The organism is Psychrobacter sp. CoH-33_TS_01, from assembly GCF_058189395.1.
On the sequence record NZ_JBVGQI010000002.1, the window covers coordinates 85,453 to 105,202 of the forward strand.

Here is a 19,750-nt window from a genome sequence, read left to right on the forward strand (position 1 = left end):
ATGATTGTTAAATGAATGCGAGTAGTGCTAGCATACCTTGAATAGACTGAGAGATAAAAGGAATTTACCATGAATAAGAGTGGAATATTGTCAGTGAAAATTGTGACTATGGCTGTAGCGTCAGCCGCTATTTTGGCGGGCTCGGGTTGTGCCACATCCTCTTTATTAGATGACGGTCCATATAGCAGCACGACCTCTACCACCAAGCAAGTATTGGTAGAAGATCAACTGGTTGCCTTTGGCCGTCCTGCGCAACCTTTGGCAAATATGCCATCTAACAGTGCCGTTATCGTTGGCGAAAAACACAGCTATGTGCTGACCCAAGGTGGCACCGAAATGGTCAAACTGTTGACCACTCTGACACCGCAAAATATCCAAGTCGATAATGACATGAGTTTCTACTCTGCGAATGACGGCTATTTTCAGGGTGAGATGAAGATGTCGTATGCCAAGCTCAAAGACGAGTTTAAACGCAGCGACTATCAGTTCTTTTTACAGAACGGCGGCACGGATTGTACTTCTGCTAGCGACAATCGTATCAATGCGCAAAGATTCTGCTTTAAGGTGCCTATTAAAGGGGCAATCTATCCGCAAGTGAGCAATCTGAGTATGATTCAGTCTAACTATAAGGCGCTGAGCAAGCCTTATGCGGTGACCATTTATGGTCAAGGAAAAACCACCCAGACCCAACGTAGTGGTACTAATGCCGCGCAGAAACTAGTGTTACTGCCGTTTGCCTTAGCCTTTGACGTGGTGACTTTACCCATTCAATTGTTAGATGCTTTATAAGCGCATGGGTTAGTTATATAGACTTAGCAAAAACTAGCATCAGCAAAGCCGATATTCTACATTAAGGGTATTGGCTTTTTTATGGGCTAGAATTAAGCAATGGCCCTATAGCCTGAGATTGATTGCATATAGCCTCAGCTGACCACTTGTCATTGTAGAAAAGAAAGTTTGTTTCACGTGAAACGTTATAGGTTTTTTTAGCATTATTAATTGGCGCTGTGAATATAATTTTTTAAAGTATAACTATGATCACCAATAACGATTGCTATCTTATGCACCATAGTCATCCGCAATAATCACCAAAAAGTCGGTCGTCTTAAGCTTAATATCCAATTGATCCAATAAGGTCAGCAGCTGACCGCGATGATGGGTTTGATGATTGAACAAATCTTGCATTAATAAATAGAACGGCTCGGTTAAGGTTTTACTATCAGGACTACTGCCCACTTCTTGATAACTTAGCGACACCTCATAATCTGCCTCGCTAGTCTCCGCCACGAAATCACTAATCAATTGATCGAGGGCGTACCGTGCTTCGGTAAAGTCTGCCAGCTCACGATAGAGAGTTTGGCGAATGCCTTTGGTCGTAGGGTAGTCCGCCAAACGCTTTAAGGTAGCAAAACCATAGGGATGTAAAGGATGTTGGTTTAATCGCGCTAGCAGCATCAAGTCTATGACCATGACATGGTTGAGCGTACCCAGTATCGACACAAACTCAGCTTTTCTATCCGCCCATAACTCCTCATGGGGAAGGGCAGCAATACGCTCGCAAATCTGCTGATTCATTCGCGCGTTGTAAAGCGCTAACTTGCTAAATAAAGCTGACATCATCGTGGTTTCTCCGCAGGGTTAGCAGCTATAGTCAGTCTACTCAAGATTTGACACAGAGTCACTGGTATAAGTTTGCGCCTGCCTCAGTCATATAATGACTTCTAGCCAGAAAATTTATATCAGTGACTCGCTAAGTACCCGTTTTAAACAGGACTGACTATAGAAATAAGTTTTATCATGGTTTCTAAGCCCCTGAACCCATCAAAACATGATCTAAATTTTAGTCCCATACCGCTACCACCTTATAGGATTTTGCCCCATCTTGTGGCGGAATGTTATTTTCCTATTCCTGATTGGCATAAAAGCAAACTAGGACGACTATATCTATAAGGCTATACTGTACAAAAAGTTATGAATATAGTGCGCCCTTAATTGCAGACCCAATAGTGGTCTATTAATTGGGGCGTTTTGAGTCTTAAGGGTAGCAGAATGACGCAAGTGTTTAGTATCAAAAAACTAAGAGGTCAGGTAGAAAAGTGTCCGCAGCGCTTGCCATTGTGGATGATAGCCATTGCTTGGATTGGCGGTACAATCGCTACAGCGGCATTGGCATTAATAGAAGACTGGCAAGATGTAGTGATGATTGTCGGTTCATTCGGCGCCAGTTGTCTATTGATATTTGCTTATCCTACCAGCCCTTTTGCCCAGCCACGCAACATCGTCGGTGGTCACTGTATTGCCACGATGACGGGATTGGTTTTTCTCTACGTTTTTGGTCTGCATTGGTGGAGTATGGCCACCGCTGCCAGTACGGCTATCGCATTAATGCTGCTATTACGAGTCCCGCATCCGCCTGCCGCCTCTAACCCTTTAATCGTTATGCTAGCGGGTGCCAAGTGGTCGTTTTTATTTACCCCAACATTGACGGGTTCCGTAGCGTTGGTTATGGTCGCCTTGATCTATAATAACGTCGGCATTGGCAGGCAGTATCCCACTTATTGGTAGTGAAAAGACTAGGGTTAAAATTAAGAGATAGCAGTTAAAAAAACGCATTAATGACTTAATGGATTAATACTTATATCCAATTGGAATATACTAATAATGACTTAATACTAGCTCTTATAGTCTAAATCAGGATAATGACCCAGAATATTTTCTGGGTTTTTCTTTATATTTTTTAGGCATTTAGGGTGTTTTTATGGTGTTATTATTGGTTGCTGTATTTATAGCGCTGCTCTACGGTTTGTGGCGCTATCATCGTCAGAGTGATTCGCTCAGCCGTAGCGTGTTTTTAGGGTTGTTTTTGGGGGTGGCCTACGGGCTAATTCTTTCTGCCCTAAATATTGATACCAGCGAGTTTTTACCTTGGATTAATATCGTCGGTACCGGCTATGTCAATTTGCTGAAGATGATTGCCATGCCGCTAGTCTTTATTTCAATTTTGGCAGCTATCGCACGTTTAGAAAAAGCGTCGATGATCGGCTCAATGAGCTTTTGGATTATTAGTACGCTGCTCATTACCACCGGTATTGCCGCTTTAGATGGCGCTATTATTGCCAACTTATTCCATCTCGATGCCAGCTCTATCGTACAAGGCCAGTCCGAAATCGCGCGTGGTCAAAGCATGGTCGAGAGCAGTGCGGAAGTCGCTGACTTGTCGATTCCTGGGCTGATTCTAAGCTTTATCCCTACCAGTATCGGTGGCACTTTTGCAGGCCTAGAGAGTACTTCCATGATCGCGGCAGTAGTGATTGCCAGCCTAATGGGAGTAGCGGCGTTGACCGTCAATAAGGCTGAGCCCGAAAAAGGCGCGTTAATTATCCGCGGTATCGACGTCTTACAAAGCTGGATTATGGCGTTGGTGCGCTTTATTATCCGTTTGACGCCTTACGGTATTTTGGCATTGATGATTAAAGTCATCGTCACTACCGATGCTGATGCGATTTGGCAATTGGCCAAGTTCCTACTGGCGTCTTATGTTGCGTTATTTATCATGCTAGTGGTACATGCCTTTATCATTATGTTGACCGGTCGCTCACCGATTGCCCACTTTAAGAAAATCGCGCCTGTATTAACGTTCGCCTTTACCTCACGCAGCTCTGCCGCCTCTATTCCGTTGAATATTGACGCGCAGATTAATGAGCTTGGCGTGGCGAAACCTATCGCTAACTTCTCGGCCTCGTTTGGTGCGACTATTGGCCAAAATGGTTGTGCTGGGGTTTATCCTGCGATGCTCGCCATTATGATTGCCCCAACCATGGGCATCGACCCTTGGTCAGTCAGTTTTCTCGCCTCAGTAGTAGGCATTTCTATGATTGCCTCGTTTGGGGTGGCCGGTGTGGGCGGGGGCGCAACGTTTGCCGCCATCATCGTATTATCAACTTTGGGTATGCCCTTAGAATTAGCAGGCTTATTAATTTCCATCGAGCCATTAATCGACATGATGCGCACGCTAGTGAATGTCAGCGGCTCTATCACTTCCGGTGTCGTGGGCAACCGTATTTTGGGCAGCTCTATTGGCGCGGACGATATGGTAGATACTAGCGTTGGTAATGCGGCTTATCAGCCTCAAGCCAGCCACGGTTAGCTTATTTTAGCCAAGTTGAGAGTATTGTTTAGCTTAGGATTCTTAGCTTAGGAAGCTTGCGCTAAGCATAATGAAAATCTACTAAAAAATTAAAGAACCAGCTGCATTTTTGAATGTTAGCTGGTTTTTTATGGTCTAGTTTTCTAGGGTTGTAGGCTAGTGTTTAATAGGTAGTGTCGTTTTGCGCTTGCATATAGCCCACAATATTGACCTAAGTATTGAATACAGGTAGAGAAATAATGAAAAAGACTATATATTTACAGAGGTAAAAAACTCTTCTTTTGTGCAATTTTTAACCATATTTTTAATGACTTTTATACCCAGTCATTTTTGAGCTACTGACTGAATAATAGCCTTAAAAATTTGAAAAGTAGCTTATTTAACCCAGCTAAACCTGAACCTTTCTTTATTCATAGCATACTGCAGCATCAGGCTGGCAGTGCTCACCTAAGTAGGTAACCGGCAGTGTCTACATCTATGCAATATTCGCTCTCAACCAATCCCCGTACGCCCCTAAAACTAATCCTCGGCTGTGGCCTATTAAGTCTGATGATGACGAGTGGCTGCTCGCAATCTAATGACCAGAATTCAGCATACGCAGACACGGGGGCTACAGAGCAGAGCGCGCAAGAGCTAGTAGCGTCTGACTCAGTAGATACTTTGGAGACCGCTGATGATGAGAGCTCTGAGCTAGATGTGAATGACCTTGAGCTCGACAGCAATAGTCAGCAGCCTGAAGAGGAGCCTACGCCAGAGGCTAGGTTGGCTTATGCTTTGCCGGAAGTGGCTTATGAGGTAGATGAGCTACCAGAGATTGCTATCGCTACCAATAATGCGGTGTGGCTGGAAGGTGAGACTGTTGATGAAGCGATGGCGATTAAAATCCAAGCGTTATTAAATTACCATCATCATAGCGTGGGCGCAGTAGATGGGAGTTTAGGTCGAAACGTAGCCAAAGCCATGCAAGTTTTTCAAGAAAAACAAGGTTTAGAGCCTACCGGAGTGATGGACCGTCAAACTTGGGAGGCGCTAACCGCTAATTATGATATTAATACCCAACCGGTATTGGTGAATTATCAGTTGACCAAAGACGATGTGACCATTCCTTATCAACCCAAAGGTCAGCAGTTTCACAGTGTTACGGAGGCCGTGGCTGAGAAGTTTCACATGAGCCAAGGGTTATTGACTAGTCTGAATCCAGACACGCCGCTCGAAGCGGGCAACAAAATCTTGGTTTATAATCCTTATCGACCTAATATGACCCCCGTAGCTCACGTGGTGGCCAATAAACAGAAAAACCTGCTGTTAGCTTATGATAAAGACGAGCAACTGGTCGCCAGCTATCCCACCACCATGGGCAGTAACTATCGACCCTCGCCGGATGGAGAGTATAAAGTCTCAAGTCGGATTATAAATCCCACTTATAACAAGGACTTTAGTAATGAGAAAACGGTGCTACCGCCCGGTCCGAATAATCCTGTAGGACGAGTTTGGATAGGCATCAACAAGCCCAGTTTTGGGATTCATGGCTCACCCAACCCAGAGAAAATCAGCCAGCAAAAGTCGTCAGGGTGCGTGCGCTTAACCAACTGGGATGTCTTAGGGTTATATGGCACTATTGAGGAAGGGGCGACGGTTAAGTTTGAGTGATGGTGGTTAAGGTATAACCGTTTAATCCTTTAACAGGTTAGTTCTTAAACCTCATCAACTGCCTGATAAGCTTGCTCAAATAAGTCAAATAATTGCTAATTGATGGTGCATTTTTCTTTGCTGATTCCAGCTTATTTTTCATTAATGAGCACACTTTTAGTAGTTTGCTGTGCATGTTCTTTTAAATACTCCCCCAACCATGTTAAAAACGCATCCGAAGTCGTCGGCACATCATCGACAGAGCTGAGTTTCCCTGAAGCCACTGAGTTTAGCTCAGATATTCAGCTAAGACGAGCATGGTATCAGTTTGGTGAACTGGGCACGCCTTCAATCTTTATTACCGGCAAATCACAGGACAGCAAATGACCCCAATACACCTATTACTAGCCATCATCGTGACGCTGATTTGGGGCATTAACTTCACTTTTATTGCCTGGAGCCTTGAGAGCTTTCCGCCGTTAATGCTCAGTGCCCTGCGCTTCTTTTTTACCGCTATTCCACTGATTTTATTTATTAAACCACCCAAGTTTAACCGTACTTTATTGACCTATGCGGTGGGTACGTTTGTGTTGCAATACGCCTTTGTTTTCACTGCCATGCACCTCGGCGCTTCGGCTGGCTTGACCGCTTTACTGTTACAATTGCAGATTTTCATTACCGTATTACTCGCTTTTTTTATGCTCGGCGAGCCCGTGAACCGCATGCAGATTATCGGTATGGTCATCGGGATGTTAGGGCTAACAGTGATTGCCGCTAACTTAGGCGGAGATATGCCACTACTTGGGTTTATCTGTATTTTGATTGCGGCTACGGGGTGGAGCTTTGGCAACATTGCTTCCAAACAAATCTCAAAACAAGCTTCCGCTGCGAGTGCAACACCTAGCCATAACGTCAATACCACTTCCCTGCAGTCTTCTAGAGCGACTGCCCTTTCAGCTCCATTATCAGCACTGTCCTTGGTGGTGTGGGGTGGTTTGATCGCCTGCGTGATTTTGACCATCGCCTCTTTAATCTTTGAGACCGCGGCTTGGCAAGTCGCCACCTTTACCCAAGCATCGATTAAGTCGTGGCTATCGCTTAGCTTTATTGTCTATATGTCAACTCTGATTGGCTTTGGACTGTGGGCGTTTTTACTCAGTGAAAATACGGCGTCAAAAGTTATGCCATTTGCGCTACTGGTGCCTGTATTTGGTATGGCCACCTCGGTATTATTAACCGGGGAAGTGGTGACTTGGTGGAAGATGCTGGCGATGGGATTGATTCTATCAGGACTAGTATTGGCAAATTTAAAACGCAGTCATTTTGCTCGTAAGGCAAAGGCTACGTTAAGTTAGTTGGTTTAGGTAATAGTTAAAACTTAATAATAATAAGGAAAGACTATGAGTAAAGTAGCGCAGAGTCAACGCACGATAGGCATCATCGGTGGTATGAGTTGGGAGAGCACGCAGACGTACTATCAACTGATTAATCAAGGGGTAAAGCAAGAATTGGGTGGGCTACATTCGGCTGATATTTTGCTCCATAGCCTCGATTTTGCTCCCATTGCAGATTTACAGTCGCAAGGAAAAGGAAATTGGTCAGCAATGGCTGAGCTATTAATTAATAGTGGTTTACGTTTAAAGGCGGCAGGCGCGCAAGGAATATTAATTGCTACCAATACCATGCATAAGGTCGCAGACGAGGTGCAAACGGCTACAGGATTACCCCTGATTCATATTGCCGATGCCACGGCAGCAGCGATTAAAGCAGCAGGAATCAGCAAAATTGCTTTGCTCGGGACTAACTTTACTATGACCCAAGATTTCTATAAGCAGCGTTTGTTTGATGCGGGGCTAACCGTAATGGTTCCTGATACCACAGAACGTGCTGACGTCCACCGCATCATCTATGACGAACTGTGCCAAGGTCAGTTTACCGATGAATCTCGCCGACGTTATGTTGAGATTATTGAGCAATTAGCCGAGCAGGGCGCAGAAGGGGTCATTTTAGGCTGTACCGAAATTGGTTTACTCATTAAACAAGCTGATAGCTCGATACCCGTGTTTGATACCACTCAGATTCATGCTGAGGCAGCAGTGAGGTTTTTAATTAAATAACCATTTACTCAAAAATAAGCAATTAGCCCTACCACGCTGCTACTTTTTATTTCCCGCCAGCATCTTCTGCAACTTCGCCAATATCACCCCGTATAGCGGTAAAAAGATTAACACACCCATCACCATCTTAAACGCATAATCCATCGTGCCAATTTCAATCCAATTCGCCGCCATAAAAGGGTCGGGGCTTTTGTAGAAAGCAATGGCAAAAAAGCACAGGCTGTCTATTAAGTTACCAATGAATGTCGAAGCTAGCGGGGCAATCCACCAAGTTTTTAGTTGGCGCAGTTTATTAAAGACTTGGATATCTAGCAGTTGTCCGATGACATAAGCGCTGAAGCTGGCCAAGACGATGCGAAAGACAAACAGGTTAAAATCGAGTAGATGCTCGTGACCGATAAATTGACCGTTGGCAAAGACCACGGAAAAATAATACGAGATCGCCAACGCCGGTAGCATCGCAAAAAAGATAATTTTTCTGGCCAACTGCTGACCAAAGATACGTACGGTCAAGTCAGTAATCAGAAAAATAAAGGGAAAGGTAATTGCGCCCCAAGTGGTGATAAAGCCAAAGAGCTCCACAGGGATTTGTACCAGATAATTACTGATGGCAATGATAAAGATGTGCAGACCCGCAAGCCAAAATAAAGCACGGCTATAGCGTATGGGTGAGAGTGGGGGAGTCGTGATGGCAGCAGTAGCAGGATTGTGGGACGAAGGGGTGCTCATAGAAGAGTCCTTTTTTTAAATCAGGGTTGAGGGAACCTGAGGGGGGCGGAGTATAAAGAAATCTAGGCAGTAAGTAAAGATAGACCAAAGATGGCCTGATTAGTCAAATTTCGGCAAACCATAAGGCCGGCGACTAGCAGCGACCAACCAGGCTAGCAGATTAATCTTGGTGAAAATCAATACGAGTCAGCAAGTGCACTTGAATCAAGTACGCGCAAATATAGGCACACGGCCAAGCGACGACGAAAGCTAAACCCCAAGAATGTACCAAATCATTGAGAAAATGATCGCTCCAGCCCACTTTAATAAGGAGCAATACGGTCGAGATGATTAGAGACATCAGCAGCGCCATTAACCCTGTGAAAATTAAACGATAATAACGAGCATGAATACGCATGGTAGGCGATAACCTCATTGATATAACAGTAATACAACGATTTGTTAGGGCAGTAATTAGTATAACTTAGCCGCTAACAAACTTTTAAAGATGAATAGGATAGCGTTCACAGCATTAGTAATGCACCCTAGCCTCATTGGCAGAGCATAAGAAAACTGAGCCGTTATAAATTATTATCTCTATCAGGACAAAAGATGCTATGTTAAGGCAATAGCTTAGGCCTTTTTACCTGTTATCATCGCTCATTTTCACTGCAAGGAAGCGTCATGAAAGAAGTCAAAGAAACCATCGATATCGAGGCGCCACTTGCTATCGTTTGGGCGGTCTTAATGGACTATAAAGCCTATCCCGAGTGGAATCCCACGATTCGCCATTTAGGCACGAAAAATAAGGTCGGCAAAAAATTCAAACTTAAGCTAACAACTCCAAAAGGCAGAACGCTAAAAGTGCGGCCTAAGCTGTTAGAGTTTAAAGAAAAAGACACTTACCGCTGGAAGGGTAAGCTGCTGCTAAAAGCGATCTTTACGGGTGAGCATTACTTCGAAGTCAAAGCCAATAAAGACGGCAGCACGACCTTTGTACAAGGCGAGATATTTAAGGGCGCTATTGTACCAGTTATGGGTGGGATAATTAAAGACTTAGGGCAAAGCTATGTGGTCATGAATCAAGCACTTAAGGAGCGTTGTGAAGCCATTGCGGCTAAGCAATAATTTTTAAAGGGTTTGCTGATTTTTATAATTAGGCGTCTTTAACGGTTAATAGTTTCTATTATTACAAAGTTAATTGTGTGCTTGCGGCAACGCAGGCATTTTTTTATACGTGGTTTTACGTTAATAGTTGACCCTAAATACTATCCGGTGATTTTTACTGCTAAGTGCTTATGTACGTAGTTTAGATAAGTTCAATATAGTCAAAGGTTTAGCTATATCCAATCTGATTTATTAATAATAGAGATTTTTTCGTTAAGAGCTATCGCAACAACTAAATTTTCTACAAGATTTAATTTCATGGAAGATAAAGTTTTACTCAAGATAAATCTAGCAAAATATGACGTCGTTATCGAGCCAATAGCACGTCTTCATTACTCTTATCAAAATAGTGACCAGCCGTTATTCTCTACTATTTTCTAGCAGTATTACTCACTATTCATAAAAAAATGTTGACATATAGCAAGATTTTTATTATTAATAAATACCGCAAATGTCATCTCACAGTGAGATGGTCTTTTTTTTAGCCCTTAAATTCGCTTGCCATCTCTCTTAGTAGAGACAGTTAGTAAAGGCATTAAAACTGCTAGGCCATTATGATCAATTCATCATTAGGAAGGGGCTTGCAGCAAAATTAACAGGATGTTATTTTTGTTCAAGATGTAAATTCGACCATTGTTGACTAGAATACTTCCGACTGTTATTTTAGCAGACCGTTAATTGCGCTAATTCATTACCAATTTTTAGTTTTACCTTTTATTTTAATCTTTTATTTTATTGCCACTATAGGATTCAAACGTCAGGATGACGTAGGCTACTTGCCATGTCAGATCAATGCCGTTTGGTAATTTGCCAGCCTTTGCTACTCAGGATGTCGTATGCAAAACTTCTCTCGTCTTTCTACCGCTTTATTCGTTCCTACCTCCCTCGTACTCGCTATGTTTTTGACCGCCTGTGGTGATAAGCCTGCAGATGGCGCGTCTGCGAGTGGCTCTGCCAAAATTGATGCTAGTGTGCTAGCGGAGAAGCAAGAGTTGGTCATTAATAATGCCGCTGAGCCGGAGTCATTAGACCCGCATAAAGTTTCCGGCGTCCCTGAAGCCACAATTAACCGTCAGATGCTGGTCGGCCTGACCAATACCGATCCTGATGGCAAGACGATTCCGGGTATCGCAGAAAGTTGGGAAAGCCCAGACAACAAGGTTTGGACGTTTAAATTGCGGGATGCCAAATGGTCAAATGGCGATCCAGTGACAGCAGAAGACTTCGTTTATAGCATGCGCCGAGTCGTTGATCCTAATACTGCGTCACCGTATTCAAGTTATCTAGCCGATGCTAAAGTCGTCGGTGCTGAGCAAATCGTTGATGGTAAAGCCGGTATTGATACCCTAGGTGTCAAAGCCATTGACCCTAAGACCTTGCAGATTACGTTATCTGAACCCGTGCCTTATTTCCCCGACATGATGATTCATAACTCGGTCCGTCCTGTGCATCAAAAAACCGTCGAAGAGTTTGGCGATAAATGGACCGACCCAAAAAATATCGTGGTCAATGGCCCGTATAAAGTCACGGACTGGCAGATTAACGATAAGATCGTCATGGAGCGTAACCCCAGCTATTTCGACGATGCCAACACCAAGATTAACAAGCTGACTTTCTTGGCAATTCCTTCTAGCAATACCGATGTGGCGCGCTACCAAGCGGGCGAAGTCGATATTACTTATAACGAAATCCCTACCGAGCAGTTTGCCAGCCTGAAAAAAGAGCGCGGTGATGAGCTCAAAGTATCGCCGTACCTCTGTACTTATTACTATGAGCTGAACACGGTAAAACCACCGTTTGATGATGTGCGTGTGCGTCGTGCCCTAGCGCTGGCCTTAGATCGCGATACTATCGTGGATAAGGTCCTCGCCCAAGGCCAAACTGCAGCGTATCAGCTAACCCCAACCGCAACCAATGGCGATGTAAAAAATACGCCAGAGTGGGAATCTTGGGATAAGCCTAAACGTATCGAAGCGGCTAAAGCTCTGCTGGCCGAAGCGGGCTATAGCGACAGCAAGCCGTTGAAATTTGAGCTGTTGTATAACACTAACGACAACCATAAGAAATTGGCGGTAGCGGCTTCGTCATTGTGGAAAGAGTCGTTGGGCGCTATCGATGTCGAATTGGTCAATAAAGAATGGAAAACGTATTTAGATACGCGTCGTAATGGCAACTATCAGATGGCGCGTGCTGGCTGGTGTGGCGATTATAACGAACCTTCTACTTTCCTAAATATCGTAAAGACCGGTAACAGTAACAACCACGGTAAATATACCAGTGCGAACTTTGATAACTTAATGAGCCAGACGCTAAAAGCGGGTGTGACGCCTGAGCAACGCGCCGGTCTGTATCAGCAAGCCGAAGCTCAGCTTGATGCGGATATGCCGTTAATTCAGGTTTATCACTACATCAGTGCGCGCTTAGTGAAGCCTTATGTGGTTGGCTTCCCATCAAAAGATGCGTTGGATAACTGGCAGGCCAAAGACCTTTCGGTCGCTAAGCACTAATAGAAAACCCAGTAGGCGAGGCTGCTAAGGATGGTAGCTTATTTGCTCAACATGGTGATGATATCAGTACTCCTAATGTCATCACCGTCATCAGCCCTATTATCCTAATAATGCTGAAAAGCTTGCGTCCTTTGTACCTTCCTACCCTTGCTTAACCGTGCCTTTGCTTAGTCGTATTTCTAGTTCATAGAAACGGTTCATCGACACGGTTCATCTGCTCTACCTTATTGGTTGCCTGTATCTTTTTTACCCTTAGACGTCTCTTCATTGAGGGGACGTTTATTTATTTTTTAGGCTAATTATCAATATTTTTTGACGAGATTGTAGATTGTTAATAAGGGTATAGACGAGCTTGTACCTTGGTCAGCGTTATCGCTATTGCCTTTATTATTACTTTTATCTCGCTTTGGCTGGTCAACCCCCTAGGGGCAATGACCTAAAAGAGGCCCTATGCTAAAACTGATTTTTCGGCGTATTTTAGAAGCCATCCCGACCTTATTTGTGTTGATTACCGTATCGTTTTTTATGATGCGTTTGGCACCTGGCAGCCCCTTTACGGGCGAACGTAGTCTGCCGCCCGCCGTATTGGCCAATATTGAAGCCAAATATCATTTGAATGATCCGATGTGGCTGCAGTATGTCAATTATCTCAAGCAGCTCGCTGTCGGTGATTTTGGCCCCTCCTTTATGTATAAGGATTATACGGTCAATGAGCTGTTGTCACAGTCGCTACCGGTATCGATTGAGCTGGGGTTATACGCTTTTATCTTGGCACTCGTAACCGGGCTTATCTTTGGTATCGTCGCCGCACTGAAACAAAACTCATGGATTGACTATGTGTTGATGGGTTTTGCTATGACTGGGGTAGTAATTCCTAGCTTTGTGAAAGCGCCACTTTTGGTGTTGGTGTTTGCCATTATCCTACAGTGGCTGCCAGCAGGCGGTTGGAACGATGGAGCAGTGCGTAACTTGATTCTACCTGTGACGGCTCTTGGCTTAGCCTATACCGCCAGTATCGCGCGGATTATGCGCGGCTCGATGATTGAGGTGATGAACAGCCAATATATCCGCACCGCCAAAGCCAAAGGCTTGCCGATGCGCCGCATAGTTATGAAGCACGCCCTGCGACCTGCTTTGCTCCCCGTAATCTCTTATTTGGGGCCCGCTTTCGTCGGTATTATCACGGGCTCTATTGTGATTGAGACTATTTTTGGTCTGCCCGGTATCGGCCAACTGTTCGTCAATGGCGCGCTAAACCGTGACTATGGCATGGTACTGAGTTTGACGATTTTGGTCGGGGTACTGACGATTCTCTTTAATGCGGTCGTCGATATTTTATACGCCATGATTGATCCGAAGATCCAGTATTAACACCTGTTTTATCCTATAAGTTATTTATGCTAATGACCGCTAACGGCAAGCGCAATCTGAAATCTGCTGCCCGCTAAGTCAATTGAGATTATAAGAAGGACGACTATGAGTCTTACTGCAGACAAGCCAAATGACTTTTTGGTGTCGCCAGAAAAAGAGATTAAAGGCCGTAGCCTATGGCAGGATGCCTGGCGCCGTTTTTATCGCAACAAAGCCGCGGTAGCCAGCTTTATTATTTTGCTGCTTGTCGGTGCGTTTGTGATTTTCGTACCGATGCTAGCGCCTTTTGATTACGCTGAGGCGGATTGGAGCTATATGCAAGCGGCGCCCTCGTTTGAGAGCAAGCATTACTTCGGTACCGACTCTTTGGGTCGAGATTTGCTAGTGCGGACTGCCATCGGTGGGCGTATCTCGCTGATGGTCGGTTTAGCTGGGGCCACCGTGGCCGTCTTATTTGGCACCATATACGGCGCCACCTCAGGCTATCTGGGCGGCAAAGTCGACATGATTATGATGCGTTTTTTAGAGATTCTAAACGCCTTTCCGTTTATGTTCTTCGTCATTTTATTGGTCACTATCTTTGGCCGTAACCTTATCTTAATCTTCGTAGCTATCGGTCTGGTATCTTGGTTGGACGTGGCGCGTATTGTGCGCGGTCAGACGCTCAGCCTAAAGAGTAAAGAGTTTATTGAGGCGGCTCACGTCGGCGGGGTCTCCGGCTTTAATATCATCTTGCGCCATATCGTGCCCAACGTCTTAGGGGTGGTCGTGGTCTATGCCTCGCTATTGGTGCCCACGATGATTCTCTTTGAGTCTTTCCTAAGCTTCTTAGGCTTGGGCGTACAAGAGCCAATGACCAGTTGGGGCGCCTTGCTACAAGAGGGCTCACGGACTATGCAAGTGGCACCGTGGCAGATTCTAATTCCTTCGGCATTTTTGGTCATTACCTTATTTTGCTTTAACTTTATCGGCGATGGTCTGCGTGACGCGTTTGACCCGAAAGACCGCTAGGAGAGCGCCCCCATGCACACAGATATAGCGCAACCACATAACACGCAAAATCATACCACTCAAGAGACAAAAGCGAACGCAAACACGCTGTTACAGGTGAAAGACCTGATGGTGCAGTTCACCACGGAAGATGGATTGGTCACTGCGGTCAACGGGCTAAATTTTGACCTGCACGAAGGCGAGACCTTAGGTATCGTCGGTGAGTCGGGCTCGGGCAAGTCACAAACCGCTTTTGCCATGATGGGTTTGCTTGCGAAAAATGGTCATGCTAAAGGCTCAGTCCGTTTTCAGGGCCAAGAGATCTTAGACTTGTCGCAAAAGGCTTTTAATAAGTTGCGTGCTGAACAAATCGCGATGATCTTCCAAGACCCGATGACCTCGTTAAACCCGTATATGCGGATTGGCGACCAGTTGGCTGAAGTGCTAATACTGCATAAAGGCATGAGTAAAAAAGAGGCGTGGGCTGAGTCCGTGCGTATGCTCGATGCCGTCAAAATCCCTGAGGCAAAAAAACGTATTAGTATGTATCCTCACGAGTTTTCAGGCGGGATGCGTCAGCGGGTTATGATTGCCATGGCTTTGCTGTGCCGCCCTAAATTACTAATTGCCGATGAGCCGACTACCGCGTTAGATGTGACGGTACAAGCGCAGATTATGGTGCTGCTCAACGAGCTAAAGCGTGACTTTGGTACCACCATTGTGATGATTACCCATGACTTGGGCGTGGTTGCTGGTATTTGTGATCGCGTGTTGGTCATGTATGCCGGCCGTACTATGGCGTACGGTGAGACCGAAGAGATTTTCTATAAGCCGTCGCACCCGTATACCATTGGCTTGCTCAACGCTATTCCACGCTTAGACAGTAAGGCGGGTAAGCTGGAGACCATCCCTGGTAGTCCGCCCAACCTATTAAATCTGCCAGACGGCTGTCCTTTCTTTGAGCGCTGCTCGCATGCGATGGAAATCTGCCGCAATACACCGCCGCCACTGGAGTTCTTACCGCACGACCGTCAGCGCGCCTGCCATTGGCATCCTGAGTCGATGAGCGATTTAACCAGCAGCACAGTCAACAGCCATTCCGTCACCACCAGTTCGGTTAAGGGGTAAGCCATGACGACCATACAGACCAGTACTACCAGTAGCGCTAGTAACGTTCATGCTAATCCTATGGTTGACGCTGAATTGGCAAACCAGACCCCGTTACTGCAAGTCAAGGAAGTCAATACCAGCTTTGATATTAAACAAAAAGGCACTTACTTTTGGCAAAAGCCGGCAACCTTAAAAGCGGTCAATGGCGTCTCTTTTGAGCTGTTTGCCGGTGAGACTTTGGGTGTCGTGGGCGAGTCGGGTTGTGGTAAGTCGACCCTAGCGCGCACCATCATCGGTTTAGTTCAGGCCAACTCGGGCAGCATTCTGTTCAATGGTGAAGAGATGGTGGGTGCCTCCAAAAAGGCCATGCGTCTCAAACGTAAAGACATTCAGATGATTTTCCAAGACCCGCTAGCGTCTTTGAATCCCCGTATGACGGTGGGCGATATCATTGCAGAGCCGCTGCGCACTTATTACCCTAAGATGAAGAAACAAGACGTGCAAGAAGAAGTGCGCGCCATCATGAAAAAGGTCGGCTTGCTTACCAACCAAATCAACCGCTATCCGCATGAATTTTCTGGCGGCCAGTGTCAGCGTATCGGTATCGCACGTGCTTTGATTCTTAAGCCAAAGATTATCATCTGTGATGAGCCAGTCTCGGCACTAGACGTGTCTATTCAGGCGCAGGTCATTAACCTATTGCAAGATGTACAAAAAGAGATGGGCTTAGCCCTTATCTTTATCGCGCATGATTTATCCGTGGTTAAGCATATCGCTGACCGCGTGTTGGTGATGTATTTGGGCAATGCCGTTGAGTTAGGCATCGATAAAGCCGTCTATAGCGCGCCGACCCATCCTTATACTCAAGCCTTGATGTCAGCGGTACCGTTACCTGATCCTATTGCAGAGCGCAATAAGACCATTCAGCTGCTAGAGGGCGATTTGCCGAGTCCGATTAACCCGCCATCGGGTTGTGTGTTCCGTACCCGTTGTCCATTAGCGGATGCAGAATGTGCGCAGATTAAACCGGTGTTGGAAGGTACGCTTGAGCATCGGGTCGCTTGTCTAAAAAATAAGGTCGTTGCTTAATAGCTTTTGTTTTAGACGATAAAACTAGACGAATATTAAGACAGTTAATACGAAAAAACCACCAACATGATATGCGGGTGGTTTTTTGCTTTCTGGAGTTAATTAAAGCGAGCTTTTTATAATTAATCGGCCAATTCACTGGTTAATCTGGCCATCAATTCCACCACGCTTTCCGAGCGTACGAGACTCACGCCTTGACCCGCCCACATGGATAAATGCTCCACATCACCTTGCTTACCCGCGGTAGCGCGCATGGTTCGAGTCATAGCATTTAATTGCGGGTAGGGCGGTAATGTGTCTTGATTATCAAACGCTTGATAAGCCCGCAAGTAGTCATTATCGAGCGCTCTTGCTGGCTTGCCGGAGAACAGTCGGGTCAATCGAGTTGTCGCGGCCCGATCGCCATTAGCAACTTTGAGCAAAGTCTCTTTATAGGCTGGGCTGATCCCAGACTCATGCGTGGTCAGAAAAGCCGTGCCCATCTGCACCATCTCCGCTCCGGCACTTTGTGCCGCGGTAATGGCTCTGCTAGTCATAATACCGCCCGCCGCAATTAACGATATATCAGTGACTCGTTTGGTTTGATCCAGTAGCGTAAGTAGTCCTAGCGGGTCCGCCTCACTAAGCGCTAACCAACCACCGCGATGACCGCCAGCCTCTACACCTTGTACACAAACGGCATCTGCGCCAATCTCTGCCCAAGCTTGTACTTCAAAGGGATGGTTTGCCGTACCGATTACCTTAGTGCCTACCTTATGGAGCGCATCCACTTGCTCACGGCTGATGATGCCAAAGGTAAAGCTGGCGACGGGTACAGGATTATCCAATAGCACTTGAAACTGTGCGGCAAAACTTTGTGCTGGCTGGTTCGGTAGCTCAATCTCAAGCCCATTATCTGCATAATAGGCAGCCAGCCATTCCGGGATCGGCGCGTCTAACGTCGTGCATTCTGCCTCTGAGAGCACCATTAAATTTACGGCAAAAACTCGATCGGTCAGTGCTTTAATGCTATCGATTTGCCCATTTAACACCTCTGGCGCGGTCATGCCTGCGCCCAAAGAGCCTAGACCTCCAGCATTACTGACGGCTGCAATAAGTTCAGGGGTAGTCGCACCGCCCGCCATAGGGGCTTGGACGATAGGGCAAGTCATACCGAGTTGGCTGGTGAGGGTCATATTTATTCCTTTATCTATTGCAGCGGTGGTGTTGATATTGGCTAGTACCAATATAAACCCAGATAGACCAAGCCGCTAGCATTTAGCCTGATTGATTTGATTGCTGATTTAATCCTTGCTATGCAGTCTTCGGTGCAAATTCACGACACGACGTAAAGGGGAGGGCTTCCACGAAGTCGTTGGCACCACATCTCGACACGATGCATTGGTGCCGGTTTGCGCACGAAATGCTTCGGACCTTTGCGCAGCTTCTTCGGCAGACAGGTTTTTACCCTTACGCCAGCCACCGTGCATATATAGTCCGCCAGCCATTAGGGCAGTCGCTACCATGCCAGCTGGAAATGACCACCAAAGCGCATCGGTGCCCAGTGCAGGATAAAGCCCGAAAGCAAAGCCAAGACGCACGGGGTACATCGAGATGACCATAACCATCAGCGGCCAAATCACATAACCGTTCGCGCGCATGGTACCGAACAGCACCTGCGCTATACCAAAAAACAGATAGCCCCAGGTAGCCACCAGTTGGATATGGCGTCCAATCGGTACAGCTTCGCTATCACTGCCAAGGAAAAACCCAAGAATAGTTTTATCAAAAATGGTTAGCAGCACGATAATAGTGCCTGTCAATGTTAGGTTAAAAATAAGTCCCCAACGAGTGATTCCCGAAATCCTATGCCAATGGTTCGCACCGATATTCTGTGCGGCCATAGCACTAGCCGCCGCACTTAACGCCATAGCAGGCATCTGCACATAGGTCCAAAGCTGTTGAGTCGCACTGTAAGCGGCGGTCGTCTGAACGCCCTCTCTATTGATCAGCGACAGCATAGTCAACGCCGCTGAAGAGATGACGATCATCTGCAGGCCCATGGGCAACCCCTTTGCGACCATAGATTTTATGATTTTCCGGTCAGCGCGTAGAAAGCGCAGCTCTGGCAACTTGAGCGCCAGCACAGAGCCCCGCATATACATAGTGATAATCATGCCAATAAGCGCCAAGGTGTTGGCGACGGCTGTTGCTAAGGCCGAGCCAAAGATGCCCCATTCGGGAAATGGGCCTATCCCTAAAATGAGCATCGGCGTCAAAACGAGGTCTATGGCGACCGACACAATCATGAACCAAAGGGGCGTCGTAGAATCGCCTGTCCCACGCAGTGCCATCATGAGCATGGTAAACGTTAAGGTGGTGGGCATGGCAATGAAGATTGTCCGCAGATAAGTCAGGGCAAGGTCTACAGCACTAGGCGGCGTCCCCAATAGATCAAGCAACGTCGGAGCAAATATCCACCCCAAAGCAGCCACTAGCACACTAATGGGAATAATGCTGCCCAATGCCGTGCCCATGGTGCGCTTGGCCATGACATCATCTTGGCCGCCTACTGCCTGACCAATCAAAATAGTGGCCGCCATACCAAAACCAAAAACGAAGGAGATCATGATAAACATCAGGATGTTACCATTCGCCGTCGCCGCCAACGCTTCTTCCCCTAAATACCGGCCCACCCACACAGCATTGATCGATCCGTTTAAGGACTGTAGTACTGACGAGCCTAAGGTAGGCAGGGCAAACAACAGCATGGTTTGGGCGATTGACCCTTTGGTGAGGTCACGCTTTTTTCCAGTGGAGACTTTTGTATTACTCAATATCTTTCCTTTGGCGCCACCCAAATTGTTGGCGGTCATTAATTATATTTAAGGACTTCGTAGTCACGGGGCACCCTAGCGCAACTCTAAACTTTAATC

At 46.2% G+C, this 19,750-nt stretch carries 17 protein-coding genes; 12 read left to right on the plus strand and 5 right to left on the minus strand.

The window, feature by feature from the left end; genetic code table 11:
- The first annotated feature begins 69 nt into the window (after nucleotides 1–69).
- Nucleotides 70–789 (plus strand): YidX family protein, encoded by a 720-nt coding sequence (locus ACZ2XM_RS03485; RefSeq protein ID WP_490587006.1) that lies wholly within the window; start codon nucleotides 70–72, stop codon nucleotides 787–789.
- A gap of 270 nt (nucleotides 790–1,059) precedes the next feature.
- On the opposite strand, the gene ACZ2XM_RS03490 is transcribed toward ACZ2XM_RS03485, so the two are convergent.
- Nucleotides 1,060–1,620: a DinB family protein gene (locus ACZ2XM_RS03490; protein ID WP_490587007.1), complete on the minus strand. Its 561-nt coding sequence runs from the start codon at nucleotides 1,618–1,620 to the stop codon at nucleotides 1,060–1,062.
- Nucleotides 1,621–2,049: 429 nt separating this feature from the next.
- On the opposite strand from ACZ2XM_RS03490, the gene ACZ2XM_RS03495 reads away from it, so the two are divergent.
- The 5 genes from ACZ2XM_RS03495 to ACZ2XM_RS03515 all read left to right on the plus strand — a co-directional run bounded on the left by ACZ2XM_RS03495 (nucleotide 2,050) and on the right by ACZ2XM_RS03515 (nucleotide 7,893).
- Nucleotides 2,050–2,565, plus strand: coding sequence for an HPP family protein (locus ACZ2XM_RS03495; RefSeq protein ID WP_490587008.1), 516 nt, complete (start codon nucleotides 2,050–2,052; stop codon nucleotides 2,563–2,565).
- Between the two features lie 193 nt (nucleotides 2,566–2,758).
- On the plus strand, nucleotides 2,759–4,147 hold the full coding sequence (locus tag ACZ2XM_RS03500) for a cation:dicarboxylate symporter family transporter (RefSeq protein ID WP_490587009.1): 1,389 nt from the start codon (nucleotides 2,759–2,761) through the stop codon (nucleotides 4,145–4,147).
- A gap of 477 nt (nucleotides 4,148–4,624) precedes the next feature.
- Entirely contained in the window at nucleotides 4,625–5,797 is a 1,173-nt protein-coding gene (locus tag ACZ2XM_RS03505; RefSeq protein ID WP_490618999.1) for a L,D-transpeptidase family protein, read from the plus strand.
- Between the two features lie 362 nt (nucleotides 5,798–6,159).
- Nucleotides 6,160–7,131 (plus strand): EamA family transporter, encoded by a 972-nt coding sequence (locus tag ACZ2XM_RS03510; RefSeq protein WP_490587011.1) that lies wholly within the window; start codon nucleotides 6,160–6,162, stop codon nucleotides 7,129–7,131.
- Between the two features lie 45 nt (nucleotides 7,132–7,176).
- Complete coding sequence (locus ACZ2XM_RS03515; RefSeq protein WP_490587012.1) at nucleotides 7,177–7,893, plus strand: aspartate/glutamate racemase family protein; 717 nt, start codon at nucleotides 7,177–7,179, stop codon at nucleotides 7,891–7,893.
- A 39-nt stretch (nucleotides 7,894–7,932) separates the two neighbouring features.
- Here the strand turns inward: ACZ2XM_RS03515 and ACZ2XM_RS03520 are convergent, their stop codons facing one another.
- Together ACZ2XM_RS03520 and ACZ2XM_RS03525 are read right to left on the minus strand one after the other, a co-directional pair.
- Nucleotides 7,933–8,622 (minus strand): 7-cyano-7-deazaguanine/7-aminomethyl-7-deazaguanine transporter, encoded by a 690-nt coding sequence (locus tag ACZ2XM_RS03520; protein ID WP_490587013.1) that lies wholly within the window; start codon nucleotides 8,620–8,622, stop codon nucleotides 7,933–7,935.
- 160 nt (nucleotides 8,623–8,782) lie between these two features.
- The gene (locus ACZ2XM_RS03525) at nucleotides 8,783–9,019 is read right to left on the minus strand and encodes a DUF2798 domain-containing protein (RefSeq protein WP_490598323.1); all 237 of its coding nucleotides are present in this window, start codon (nucleotides 9,017–9,019) and stop codon (nucleotides 8,783–8,785) included.
- Nucleotides 9,020–9,285: 266 nt separating this feature from the next.
- Here ACZ2XM_RS03525 and ACZ2XM_RS03530 point away from each other — a divergent pair, with 266 nt between their 5' ends.
- The 6 genes from ACZ2XM_RS03530 to oppF all read left to right on the plus strand — a co-directional run bounded on the left by ACZ2XM_RS03530 (nucleotide 9,286) and on the right by oppF (nucleotide 16,835).
- Entirely contained in the window at nucleotides 9,286–9,729 is a 444-nt protein-coding gene (locus ACZ2XM_RS03530) for an SRPBCC family protein (RefSeq protein WP_490587015.1), read from the plus strand.
- An 875-nt stretch (nucleotides 9,730–10,604) separates the two neighbouring features.
- The gene (locus ACZ2XM_RS03535; RefSeq protein WP_490587016.1) at nucleotides 10,605–12,275 is read left to right on the plus strand and encodes an ABC transporter substrate-binding protein; all 1,671 of its coding nucleotides are present in this window, start codon (nucleotides 10,605–10,607) and stop codon (nucleotides 12,273–12,275) included.
- A gap of 450 nt (nucleotides 12,276–12,725) precedes the next feature.
- Nucleotides 12,726–13,646, plus strand: coding sequence for an oligopeptide ABC transporter permease OppB (gene oppB / locus ACZ2XM_RS03540; RefSeq protein ID WP_490587017.1), 921 nt, complete (start codon nucleotides 12,726–12,728; stop codon nucleotides 13,644–13,646).
- 105 nt (nucleotides 13,647–13,751) lie between these two features.
- Nucleotides 13,752–14,657, plus strand: a complete 906-nt coding sequence (gene oppC, locus ACZ2XM_RS03545) for an oligopeptide ABC transporter permease OppC (protein ID WP_490587018.1) — start codon at nucleotides 13,752–13,754, stop codon at nucleotides 14,655–14,657.
- 12 nt (nucleotides 14,658–14,669) lie between these two features.
- Entirely contained in the window at nucleotides 14,670–15,764 is a 1,095-nt protein-coding gene (gene oppD / locus ACZ2XM_RS03550; protein WP_490587019.1) for an oligopeptide ABC transporter ATP-binding protein OppD, read from the plus strand.
- Between the two features lie 3 nt (nucleotides 15,765–15,767).
- On the plus strand, nucleotides 15,768–16,835 hold the full coding sequence (gene oppF / locus ACZ2XM_RS03555; RefSeq protein ID WP_490587020.1) for a murein tripeptide/oligopeptide ABC transporter ATP binding protein OppF: 1,068 nt from the start codon (nucleotides 15,768–15,770) through the stop codon (nucleotides 16,833–16,835).
- Nucleotides 16,836–16,957: 122 nt separating this feature from the next.
- Here oppF and ACZ2XM_RS03560 read toward each other — a convergent pair whose 3' ends face one another.
- Together ACZ2XM_RS03560 and ACZ2XM_RS03565 are read right to left on the minus strand one after the other, a co-directional pair.
- Nucleotides 16,958–18,010: an NAD(P)H-dependent flavin oxidoreductase gene (locus tag ACZ2XM_RS03560; protein ID WP_490587021.1), complete on the minus strand. Its 1,053-nt coding sequence runs from the start codon at nucleotides 18,008–18,010 to the stop codon at nucleotides 16,958–16,960.
- 108 nt (nucleotides 18,011–18,118) lie between these two features.
- Complete coding sequence (locus ACZ2XM_RS03565) at nucleotides 18,119–19,651, minus strand: MATE family efflux transporter (RefSeq protein WP_490587022.1); 1,533 nt, start codon at nucleotides 19,649–19,651, stop codon at nucleotides 18,119–18,121.
- Nucleotides 19,652–19,750 lie beyond the last annotated feature (99 nt).